Origin of the sequence: Eubacterium sp. AF16-48 (assembly GCF_003479405.1) — a bacterium.
In the GTDB taxonomy this organism is placed as follows: domain Bacteria; phylum Bacillota; class Clostridia; order Lachnospirales; family Lachnospiraceae; genus Eubacterium_G; species Eubacterium_G segne.
In genome coordinates, this window is sequence record NZ_QUHB01000011.1 from 58,256 (window position 1) to 71,030 (window position 12,775).

General features: G+C 38.0%; 7 protein-coding genes and 1 other annotated feature. All 7 genes read left to right on the top strand.

The annotated features are described in order from the left end of the window. The first annotated feature begins 365 nt into the window (after positions 1-365). Complete coding sequence (locus tag DWW68_RS11340) at positions 366-2,720, top strand: formate C-acetyltransferase/glycerol dehydratase family glycyl radical enzyme (RefSeq protein ID WP_347497911.1); 2,355 nt, start codon at positions 366-368, stop codon at positions 2,718-2,720. Between the two features lie 18 nt (positions 2,721-2,738). Continuing rightward, positions 2,739-3,656 (top strand): glycyl-radical enzyme activating protein, encoded by a 918-nt coding sequence (locus DWW68_RS11345; RefSeq protein ID WP_347497912.1) that lies wholly within the window; start codon positions 2,739-2,741, stop codon positions 3,654-3,656. A gap of 75 nt (positions 3,657-3,731) precedes the next feature. Beyond that, positions 3,732-4,409, top strand: coding sequence for a fructose-6-phosphate aldolase (locus DWW68_RS11350; RefSeq protein WP_021953521.1), 678 nt, complete (start codon positions 3,732-3,734; stop codon positions 4,407-4,409). 133 nt (positions 4,410-4,542) lie between these two features. Beyond that, positions 4,543-4,790 (top strand) — a binding site (T-box leader). Positions 4,791-4,921: 131 nt separating this feature from the next. Continuing rightward, positions 4,922-6,871 carry a methionine--tRNA ligase gene (gene metG, locus DWW68_RS11355; RefSeq protein ID WP_118589852.1) on the top strand — a complete coding sequence of 650 codons (1,950 nt, stop codon included), beginning with the start codon at positions 4,922-4,924 and terminating at the stop codon, positions 6,869-6,871. Between the two features lie 102 nt (positions 6,872-6,973). Then, a complete protein-coding gene (locus DWW68_RS11360; protein WP_118589859.1) occupies positions 6,974-7,750 on the top strand; it encodes a TatD family hydrolase in 777 nt (258 codons plus the stop codon). A gap of 3 nt (positions 7,751-7,753) precedes the next feature. Beyond that, entirely contained in the window at positions 7,754-8,617 is an 864-nt protein-coding gene (rsmA, locus tag DWW68_RS11365; RefSeq protein WP_118589853.1) for a 16S rRNA (adenine(1518)-N(6)/adenine(1519)-N(6))-dimethyltransferase RsmA, read from the top strand. Between the two features lie 219 nt (positions 8,618-8,836). Then, positions 8,837-12,775: CARDB domain-containing protein (locus DWW68_RS11370; RefSeq protein ID WP_199669484.1), on the top strand; the 3,939-nt coding region annotated here is incomplete at its 3' end.

Here is a 12,775-nt window from a genome sequence, read left to right on the forward strand (position 1 = left end):
TGCGAGCACATGTGGAATTACCAAGGCATCGTTAATTTTCTTTATTTTTATGGTAATCGTGTTGGTTACACAGTAATGTGAGGAAGTGTTTGGGTATATTTAACATATGAAACGGCTTATTTTACAAGAATTATCCATTATAATTTTAAATTTCATGTATTCATATCCGCCGGAGTTTTTTCATAACTTATGGACTAATTCCCACCACAATATGATAACTTAAAAGCTTATTTTAGCCCTTAAAATCACCATTACATATTGAAAACAATAAGAAACAATAAAAAGTAATAAAAAATAATAAAAAAATCGTTGACTTTACATATATCCCGTTATAAAATGAAACCATAGAGATGAAGGAGGTGGATATGTTGAGTTGTTTAGTTAAAACAGACAGAATTGAAACATTAAAGAATAGAATGCTCTCGGTTCCAAGATATGCATCTATTGAACAGGCAAAGATTATTACAGACACATATAAAGCACATGAAGGTGAGCCACGTATTATGCAGAGAGCGTACTCACTTAAGAACTGCTTAGAAAAGATAGGTATTAGCATTGAACCGGAAGAACTGATTGTGGGAAACAGAACAGCCGGTGTGAGATACGGAGTGGTTTTCCCGGAAAGCGGCAGCACATGGGTAGATAAGGAATTTGAAACTCTTCCAACCAGACCACAGGACAAGTTTAATGTTCATGAAGAAGATATTAAATATTTCAGAGAAGTAATATATCCTTATTGGCAGGGAAAATCATTAGAGGATGTGCTTAAGGCACGCTACGGAAAAGAGATTGATGAAATATCAAAGGTAGCAAAAATAAATCAGAAAGATCATGCACAGGGACACATTAATCCTGATTGCGAAGGATGGCTTAAGAAAGGTCCGGCAGGTCTTAAGGCAGAGGCACAGAAACATTTAGATGAAGAAACAGATGAAGAAAAGAAGCTTTTCTATAAGAGTGTTGTAACTGTTATGGACGGAGCTATTAACTTCATTATGAGATATCATTATTTGTTATTAGAGGAAGCTAAGGAAAATCCGAAGTGGGCAGATAACATGAAGACAGTGGCTGAAATCTGTAAAAACATTGCAGAAAGACCGCCGGTTACTTTTCACGAGGCAGCGCAGTCATTGTGGTTCTTATTTGTAATCCTGCAGATGGAATCAAATGCATCATCATTTTCACCGGGAAGAATGGACGTTTATATGTATCCTTATTATAAACATGACAGAGAAAATGGTGTTAGTGACCAGGATATATTGGAAATTATAGAAAGCCTTTGGCTTAAATTTAATGAAATTGTATATATGAGGAACTCAAACAGTGCTAAATTCTTTGCGGGATTCCCTATTGGATTTAACATTGCGGTAGGTGGTCAGGATGAAAATGGAGAGCCATATGAAAATGAACTTTCTTATTTATTCCTGAAATCTCAGGAACATATCGGTTTGCCACAGCCAAATCTTTCAGTAAGACTTTGTGAAAAAACCAGTGACAAATTATTGAAGGCAGCCATAAAGGTTGTTTCTCTTGGAAGCGGTATGCCGCAGTTCTTTAATGATAAGGCGGTTATCCCGGCTATGATAAAGGATTTAGGCATTGAAGAAAAGGATGCAAGAAATTATGCAATTGTAGGTTGTGTTGAACTTACTACTCAGGGAGATAATCTGGGATGGTCAGATGCAGCAATGTTTAACTTAAATAAGGCATTAGAACTTACTTTGACAGGTGGCAAATGCCTCATAACAGGAAAACAGCTGGCACCGGATAGAGGAAATCTAACAACATATGAAACTTTTGAAGATTTGGAAGAAGCCTTCAGACAGAACATAGACTACTTTATGGATAAGATGATAAAGGCATGTGAGCAGGTTGAGCAGGCACACATGGATCTTCTTCCGACACCATTTTTGTCATCGGTTATTAATAACTGTATGGATAAAGGAATTGACGTTACACGAGGCGGTGCAAAGTACAATTTATCGGGCATTCAGATGATACAGGTAGCAAATCTGGCAGACAGCCTTGCGGCAATTAAGCAGATGGTGTATGACGAGAAAAAGGTGTCAAAGGAAAGACTTCTTAAGGCACTTGAGAACAATTATGAAGGTGACGAGATTTTAAGAACAATGCTTCTTAACAAGGTCCCTAAATACGGAAACGATGTTGAGTGGGTTGATAATCTTGGAGCAAAATGGGCAAAATATTTCCGTGAAAGAATTGGAAAGTTTGCCAATTACAGAGGCGGAAAATATCATACAGGAATGTATACTGTTTCAGCTCATGTACCAATGGGTGAAAATGTGGGAGCCTCTCCTGATGGAAGATATTCTAAGACACCGTTAGCTGATGGAGGTATGTCACCGGTTTACGGACGTGATGAACATGGACCGACAGCGGTTCTTAAGTCAGTGTCAAGGTTAGATAAGAGCTGGACTACTAACGGAGGACTTCTTAATATGAAGTTTTTACCGGAATTTTTCAAAACTGAAAATGGAATCGACAAATTCGCTAAGATGTTAAGAACTTTTGTGGATTTGGAGATACCTCATATACAGTTTAATGTTGTAAGAAAAGAAGATTTGTTGGCGGCTAAGAAGAATCCGGAGCAGTACAGAAACCTTACAGTCCGTGTTGCAGGATATACTGCATACTTTGTGGAACTGGCGGGAGAACTTCAGGATGAAATTATTGCCAGAACAAGTTATGACGATATTTAAATTTAAGAAAGTGATGATGTGAATTTGAAAGGTTACGTTTTCGATTTTAAGAGATTTTCTACCCATGACGGACATGGCATCAGGACAACGGTTTTTCTTAAGGGATGTACCTTAAACTGTGTCTGGTGTCAGAACCCTGAGGGGATTTCAATTAAACAAAGACCTCTGTATTTCCCAAATAAATGCATACATTGTAATACATGTGTGCATTTGGCGGAAAACGGTGGTGTAACGGAAGTTGACGGAAAGATAAAGCTTGATGTTTCCAAGGTGGAGAACTGGCATTATATAATTGACAGTTGTCCGTCGGTGGCACTAACCATGGATTCCAGGGAAATGACATCTCAGGAGGTAGTGGAGGAAGCCTGTAAGGATGCACCGTTTTTTAAATATGGTGGTGGAGTTACCCTGTCCGGTGGTGAGCCGTTGTTTCAACATGAGTTTGCCATTGAAATATTAAAAGGTTTAAAAGAAAAAAACATAACTACTACCATTGAGACGGCATCTCATATTCCTATGCCTATATATAAGGAAGCCATGAAGTATATTGACTATGTATACGCAGACCTAAAAATAATGGATAGCAACCTTCATAAAAAGTATACGGGCGTAGATAACACTAGGATAGTGCAAAATTTGAAGTGGCTGCTTATGTCAGAAAAGAAAGAAAATGTTATAATAAGAACACCACTAATACCCGGCATGACTGCGACTGAAGAAAATATTGCAGGAATTGCAAAGTTTATAAGCGGTTTGTACCCGGAAGTAAAATACGAGATTTTAAATTACAATCCATTGGCACAGGCAAAGTATGACATGGTGGATAAGGAATTTTGTTTTGAAAACAATCCGCCGTTATACAGCGATGACCAGATGAGAGCATTTGGAAAAATTGCCACAGACAATGGCGTGAAAAATCTTATATTGGAAATATAAGTATTTAGAAGTATAAGTAAATAATTAACGGTGGTTAATTAAATATAGAAAGAGAGAATTTTGGAGGTAAAAAAGATGAAGTTAATTATTGATGACGCAAACATTGAGAAGGTAAAAAAAGTTTGGGAATTATATCCTTGTGATGGTGTTACAACTAATCCGTCTATTTTGGCTAAAAGTGGAAGAAATCCGTATGAGGTTCTCTCAGAACTGAGGGAAATCGTTGGAAAAGACGGAGAACTTCATGTTCAGGTAGTTTCAAAAGATGCAGAAGGCATGATTGAAGAAGCTAAAGTAATTAGAGAAAAATTAGGAGAAAATACATTTGTAAAGGTTCCTACAACACCACAGGGACTTAAGGCAATGAAGGCTTTAGCAGCAGAGGGAGTAAACATTACAGCAACAGCTATTTACACACCAATGCAGGCATTTTTAGCAGCAAAAGCCGGTGCAAAATATACAGCACCGTACATTAATAGAATTGATAACTTTGGATATAACGGCGTTCAGGTAGCTATGGATATTCAGGATATTTTTGAAAATAACAATCTTCCATGTGAAGTTCTTGCAGCAAGCTTCAAGAATTCACAGCAGGTACTTGAACTTACTAAATATGGAATAGGGGCATCTACAGTAGCAACAGACGTAATTGAAGGTCTTATTAAAAATGCAGCAATCGACGCAGCAATCGACGCATTTAACAAAGACTTTGAGTCAATTACAGGAGAAGGAAAAACAATGGCAAATTGCTAATTCACAATCTCTTTCTAATAGGCGGGTTTCCGGTAGCGGAGCCCGCCATTTTTAAGGTGATAATTATACCATTCCCACCTAATGATATTTTGTTGACAAAATGCCCATAAAATAATAGAATTATGAGCAGAAGACAAATGCCACGAAAGGAAGAGTAGGTAGCGGATTCGCTTAAAGAGAGCCCGGTAAGGTGGAAGCGGGCAGTGAGAGAAACTACTGAACATGGCCCTGGAGCAGCAATGGTGAAACAGATGGGATATATTCCATTTCTGAAAGTAGCTATTGACGGTTGCACCCGTTACAGCGCAAATGAGATATAAAGATACAACATCTTTATATGAAGTAAAGTGGTACCACGAAGTTTGAACTCTCGTCTTTGCAAAAAAAGATGGGAGTTATTTTTATTTGTGTAAGCATGGTGGCAGTAATACTTACATTATATTAAATAAAGGTTTCACAAACATGTTAATAATTGCAAAAAATAGCAGATAATAAATATAAGGAGAAAAAAGATGGCAAAGAAAACATTTTATTTAACAACAGCAATTGCGTACACATCAGGCAAGCCTCATATTGGAAATACTTACGAGGCAATTTTGGCAGACAGCATTGTACGTTTCAAAAGACAGCAGGGATATGACGTAAGATTCCAGACAGGAACAGATGAGCATGGACAGAAAATTGAGTTAAAGGCAGCAGAAGCCGGAGTTACTCCAAAGGAATTTGTTGATAAAGTTTCAGGAGAAATCAAAACAATCTGGGATCTTGTAGGAACATCATATGACAAATTTATAAGAACAACAGATGAATATCACGAGAAACAGGTTCAGAAAATTTTTAAGAAGCTTTATGACCAGGGTGATATTTACAAAGGATATTATGAGGGAATGTACTGCACACCTTGTGAGTCATTTTTCACGGAATCACAGTTAGTAGACGGCAAATGCCCTGACTGTGGAAGGGAGTGTACACCGGCGAAGGAAGAGGCATACTTCTTTAGAATGAGCAAGTACGCAGACAGACTTATTGAACATATTAATACACATCCTGAATTTATACAGCCGGAATCCAGAAAGAATGAAATGATGAACAACTTCCTTCTTCCGGGATTACAGGATTTGTGTGTATCTAGAACTTCATTTAAGTGGGGAGTACCTGTTGACTTTGATCCAAAGCACGTTATCTATGTTTGGATAGATGCTTTATCAAACTACATTACAGGACTTGGATACGACGTAGACGGAAACAATGATGAGTTATATAACAAATACTGGCCGGCAGATTTACATCTTATTGGCAAGGATATTCTCCGTTTCCATACAATTTACTGGCCGATAATGCTTATGGCTCTTGACGTTCCTCTTCCAAAGCAGATTTTCGGACATCCTTGGTTATTACAGGGAGACGGAAAAATGAGTAAGTCAAAGGGAAATGTTATTTACGCTGATGATTTGGCTAACTTATTTGGAGTTGATGCGGTAAGATATTTTGTTCTTCACGAAATGCCTTTTGACAACGATGGAACAATAACATGGGAGCTTATGGTTGAGAGAATGAACTCTGACCTGGCAAATACATTGGGAAATCTTGTAAACAGAACAATTTCCATGTCAAATAAGTATTTTAATGGAGTTGTTGAAAATAAAGGGGTTAGCGATGATGTAGACGCAGACTTTAAGGAAACTGTTCTTGCAGCACCTAAAAAGGCAGCTGAAAAAATGGATAAACTTAGAGTTGCAGATGCAATTACTGAAATTTTTGCATTATTTAAGAGATGTAATAAATATATTGATGAAACAATGCCTTGGGCACTGGCAAAGGAAGAAGACAAGAAGGACAGACTTGCAACAGTGCTTTACAATTTAATTGAAGGTATTAATATTGGCGCAAGCCTTTTAGAGCCATTTATGCCTGAAACATCAAAGAAAATTCTTCAGCAGATTAACGCAGAAGCAAGAGCTTTTGACGATATGGAAGAATTTGGCAAATACAAATCAGGTAATAAGGTTACTGAAAAGCCGGAAATTTTATTTGCCAGAATGGACATAAAGGACGTTATGGAAAAAGTTGAAGAAATTAAGGCAGCCCGGAAAAAAGATACTGAAGGAGAAAAATATCCGGAAGTAGAGGCTAAACCTGAGATTACAATTGATGATTTTGACAAGGTTCAGATTCAGGTAGGTGAGGTAATTAAGTGTGAGCCGGTTCCAAAGGCTAAAAAGCTTCTTGTTTCCCAGATTAAGATTGGAGCAGAAACCCGCCAGATAGTATCCGGAATAGCTAAATATTATAAGCCGGAAGAAATGGTAGGAAAGAAGGTTGCTGTTATTACAAACTTAAAGCCTTGTAAGCTTTGCGGTGTTGAGTCTCAGGGAATGATACTTGCAGCCGGGGATGATGAGGGAAATCTTTCAGTAGTAACAGTAGATAAAGATATAGTAAGTGGAAGTGAAATCTGCTAAAATATAAAGAGAAACTTTATAAGTTATGTAAAATCCCATTCCTTAGGGAGTGGGATTGTGCATTTTACCGTCAGCATTTATGAAGGAAAAGTTGGAGGAAATATGATTTTTGATACACATGCTCATTATGATGATGAGGCATTTGATGATGATCGTGAACAGATTTTAGAACGTATGAGAAACAGAGGGGTTGAATACATAGTAAATGTGGGAGCATCCATTCATTCATGTAAGACTACCATAGGACTTACAAGAAGGTTTACTTATGTATATGGAGCCCTTGGAGTGCATCCGGATGATGTGGCTGATTTAACTGAAGAAGATTATGAATGGTTAGAGCGCAGTGTTTACAAGCCAAAGATTGTTGCCGTAGGAGAAATCGGATTGGATTATCATTGGAATGAAAACAAAGACCAGCAAATCAAAGCTTTTGAGCGTCAGATGCAAATAGCGAGAGAGGCGCAGCTTCCTATTATTATTCACAGCCGTGATGCCGCTAAGGACACATATGATGTAATGAAGGCTAACAGGGCTGACGAAATGGGTGGAATTGTTCACTGCTTTTCATACACAAAGGAAATGGCGAAACAGTTTATGGACATGGGCTTTTATTTAGGAATTGGCGGAGTTGTTACTTTTTCCAATGCAAGAAAGCTTCAGGAAGTGGTAGAATACATGCCAATGGATAAGATGGTTATTGAAACGGATTGCCCATATATGTCACCTGTTCCTAACAGAGGAAAGCGAAATGATTCATTTAATCTGCCTTATGTTGTAAATAAAATAGCTGAAATTAAGGGCATCAGTCCTACTGAGGTTATTGACATAACATGTGAAAATGCAAAAAATGTATATGGTATAGGAAGAAAGAGGATATAAATAATGGCGTATCTTGGAACACCGGCAGCAACAAAAGAGATAATAAACAAATACGGATTTGCCTTTCAAAAGAAATTCGGACAGAATTTCCTTATAGATTCTAACATATTAGAAAATATTGTAAGTGCAGCAGGAATTACAAAAGATGATTTTGTTTTGGAAATCGGCCCGGGAATCGGAACCATGACGCAGTATCTCTGTGAGGCGGCAAAGCAGGTTGTGGCAGTGGAAATTGATAAGATGCTTATACCTATTTTGAAGGATACATTATCTGAATATGATAATGTTGAAGTTATAAATGAGGATGTATTAAAGGTTGACATAAAATCATTGGCAGAAGAAAAAAACGGTGGAAAACCCATAAAAGTCGTGGCAAACCTTCCATATTATATAACAACACCTATTATTATGGGATTGTTTGAAAGTAAGGTTCCAATAGACAGCATTACAATTATGGTTCAAAAAGAGGTGGCAGACAGAATGCAGACAGGCCCCGGAAGTAAGGACTACGGAGCGTTGTCTTTAGCAGTACAGTATTATGCACATGCGAAAGTTGTGCTTAATGTATCGGCAAACTGTTTTATGCCAAGACCTAATGTTGATTCCGCAGTAATTAAGCTTACAAGACATACACAGCAGGTAGTTTCAGTAGCAGATGAGGGGCTTATGTTTAGAATAATAAGGGCTTCATTTAATCAGAGAAGAAAGACTTTAGTTAATGGTCTTAAGAACTCTTCGGAACTTGACTTTACCAGGGAACAGATTGCAGGTGCCATAAAAGCTATAGGAAAGGACGAAAACATAAGAGGCGAGAAGCTGACTTTAGAAGAATTTGCAATGCTTAGCAATGCACTGATGGGAAAATAGATATAAAAATAAAATAGTTAATAACGTTTTTATGCATAATATAGAGGGTAACAATAGGTGTTACTCTCTATTTTTGTACAAAATACACAAAAAAATAAACAAAAATCTGTTGAAAAAATTAGTTTTAAACAAATTGACTAAAGCCCAAATACGTGATAAGCTAAGTTTAACGTTAAACTTAGCAGAAGTGGGGAAATTTAAAGAAAGGAAGAAGTATATATGAGAAAGTTAATCAAAAAAATTGTAGCACTTTCATTGACAGCGGCAATGGTAGTTCAGCCTGTATCAGGTAATTTTTTCAATTTATCACCTAATACAGTTGAAGCAGCACCGGCTACTAATACAGCCAGTGTTCCGGCTGCACAGTCAAGATTAGAAGCTGCACAGAACAATACTGAATGGCAGGTAGGCGCTAAGATGCCATATTTCAGATACGACACAAGCCCTGCGGCAATTGAAAATTCTTACACAAACAATGCAAAGAATTTAGCTGCAATGGACGAAGGAACAGTATCTTATCAGGATAACTATACAGGAACAAAGAAAGAATCATTAGATTGGGACAGATCTAACATTGCCAGCCAGGCATCAAACCAGTCATATGTTGAATTGGGAAAAGGTCAGTCAATTACATGGACTATTAAAACAGGACGTGGAGGAGACGGTGTCAACGTAAGATACACATTGCCTGACGGAAGCGGCGGAAGCGACGGTGCAAGAAAGCCACTTGGACTTCAGAGCAAGTTCTCAGTAAAGACAAGCAATGGTGCATCTGTACAGGGTTACGACAATGAAGATTCATCAAAGAGATATAATACATATTTATCAAGCAGTGAGGTAAAGGTTACATCAGACTATGCATGGCAGTATTTCCCAAGTGGACATCCTGTTGATGCTAACAATAGTAATGGTACACCTGCATTTGCCTTTGATGAAGTACATTTTAGACTTAGCGAACCATTAACAGGTGGAAGCACAATTACTATTACAAATACAGGAGACTACACACTTGGAATCGATTTCATTGAAGTTGAATATACAGATTACATTAGCGCACCAAGTGGAGCAACAGTAGTACCTGCAGGAACACATACACAGTCACAGATGGAAAGCTACATCAGAAAAGCTGAAGCAGGAAACAAGATTTTATATCTTGCATCAGGTGTTCATTATATGAATGAAACATGGATTCTTGCAGCTGATGGTGTAAAGATTACAGGTGCAGGTATGTGGTATACAAAATTACAGTTTACAAATTCAGGCATGGGTTCAGGTGGTATCTGTGGTGAAAAGACAGGTTACTGTCAGAATGTTGAATTCTGTAATATGTACATCAATTCAAACCTTCATTCAAGATTTGACCAGCAGGCAAATTACAAGTGCTTTAGAGATTTGTTCGCAAAGGGAACAAGCATCCATGATGTTTGGGAAGAACATTTTGAGTGTGGTTTCTGGATTGGAAGATACGATAGCAATTCAATTAACAAAGAAAGTGATTTAAATATTTATAATTGTAGAGTTCGTAATAACTTTGCCGATGGTATTAACTTCTGTCAGGGAACAAGAGATTCAAATGTTCATAATTGTGACATAAGAAACAATGGTGATGACGGACTTGCAATGTGGAATGCAACAGACTTCCAGCCTGATGATGAGTATAATAACACATTCTGCTACAACACAGTTGAATTTATCTGGAGAGCAGGTGGTATAGCTGTTTACGGTGGTGAAGGTCATAAGGTATACAACAACTACATCCGAGATACATTTACAGCAGCAGGTATTCATATGAATACAAACTTTTCAGGATGCCAGTTCAACAACACAACAAAAATTGAAGTGGCAAATAACGTTCTTGTAAGAACAGGTACAAATAAAGATTCATGGAACGAGAGTCTTGGAGCAATTGATGTTTCAGGTGGAGTAAATAATGTAACATTTAGTAACAATGAAATATATGATGCTCAGGCTAATGGTATTCGTACATTTAACTTTAATGGTAAAGGTGTATCAATGAACAACACAGTAATATTCGGTATTGGTCTTGATAAGATGTATGATGATTATTCATGTAGCAAACATAGTGAGGTTGCTGTAAGACAGAGCGGAACAAACATTACATATAAGAATTTACTTGTAAAGAACGTAGTAACAAAATATCTTTCAGAGAGTGCTGATAAGCATTGGCCATATTACTGTGATGATGCAAGCAATCTCCCAACAATTCCAACAAGTGAAAGTGTATTTGGAAATACAAATTACAAATTTGGAATTGATGCCAGTGGAAATTACACATATAGTGGTGGAGTATACACAGCTAACTCAAATGCAAACAGTTTTCCTGGTTATGACATTACAAACGGACAGAAGATAGTTAAAGAAGGTACAGAGCCGGAGACAGATCCTGAAGTAACAACAAGAGATCCGTCAGAAACATTACCAACAGAAGCTCCTACAAAGAAACCTTTAGGACCTGGTGCAGGTGATGTTGAACTTACAAGTTTTGAAGGTTCTTACTCATGGACAACAGATTATAAATGGCAGAAATATGCAACTTTATCAGATTCAATTTCATCATCAATGAAATATCTTGTAGTTACATATTCAGGTGATATTACATCAATGAGATTAGGTGATAATGCAAACCCACCTACAGCAGTATATTGGTTTGATTCAAATCAGAATGATGATGGAACAAATAAACCATTTAAGACAGTAGCAGGAACATCATTTGATGATAGCTCAGCTACAAAGACAGTTGTAGTAGATTTAGGTGCAACAGGTGTATCACCATCATTCTTCTCGGCATTCCATGTTCATACAGGAGCAACAGGAGAAGCAGGAGCAGTATCAATTGAACAGGCATGGCTTACAGATACACTTCCTGATTTATCAGATGGAGAAGAAACAACAACAAAGACACCGGAACCTACACAGGCACCTACAGTAGCACCGACACAGAAGCCGACAGAGGCTCCAACACAGGCACCTACGGTAGCACCGACACAGAAACCGACAGAAGCTCCAACAACAAAGGCACCGGAACCAACAACAAAGGCACCGGAAGTTAAGTATGAGCTTTCAGTAGAGGGACTTGCATGGGAGAATGCATCAGGCTCATCAGACCTTAAGGAAGGTGACGCAGTTAAGTTTACAGCATTGCTTTACAACAACACAGGAGATGACATTCCTGCAGGTCAGGCAATCGGATTCAAGGCAGTAATAGACGGAAGCACAACAGTTAAGAATGAAGCATATACAGGTGGACTCAAGGCAGGAGAAACAGTTAAAGTAACAGCCACAACAACATGGACAGCAGGATACGGCGGACATACAGTAGTGGCAACTGCAACAGGAGATTCACAGAGCTCAGTAACAAAGAAATTCAATGTAGGAAGAAAGTCAGCCAATGTAACAAGAGTTACAGGAGGATACGACCTTGTGGTAACAGACATTGAATATGACAAGAATACAGTAAACGCAGGAGACCAGTTAGTATTTACGGCAACAGTAATGAATGCGGGAGATACAGACATTCCTGCAGGAACAGTAATCGGATACCAGTTACAGGTAGACGGAAACACATCAGACATCAGATGGTGTGACACATATTCAAGCGGACTTAAGGCAGGAGCATCAATCAAGCTTACATGTAACTCAGGTTCAAACGGAATAAATTACTGGAGTGCAACAAACGGAACACATACAATTACGGCATGGGTAGATGATGTAAACCGTCTTCCAAATGAAGTAAACGAAAACAATAACTCAACAGGCATCACACTTGTTGTACCAAGTGCAGGACTCATTGAAAATCCTGACACACCGGATGATCTTGATAACATAGTTATCGATCCAGGAAAGGTAACAATAAGCAGCAGCGTAAAGATTGAAGGATACCAGATTAGCACAACCCTTGGAGGAAGCAGAGTGGTTGGATCAGTAGAACCTACAATCAACAATAAGGCAGTTAAGAACTGGGGATTCATATATGCAGTAACCAAGGCAGGAAATGCAACATTTGACGTATCAGATGATGACATGGTAGTTGGAACAACAAGTAAGTATGTAACAGCACTTGAGTCAACACCAATCGGAACAGCAGAAAATGTTAAGTTCGGATCATCAGACACAGCAACATACTTTGTAAGAACAACA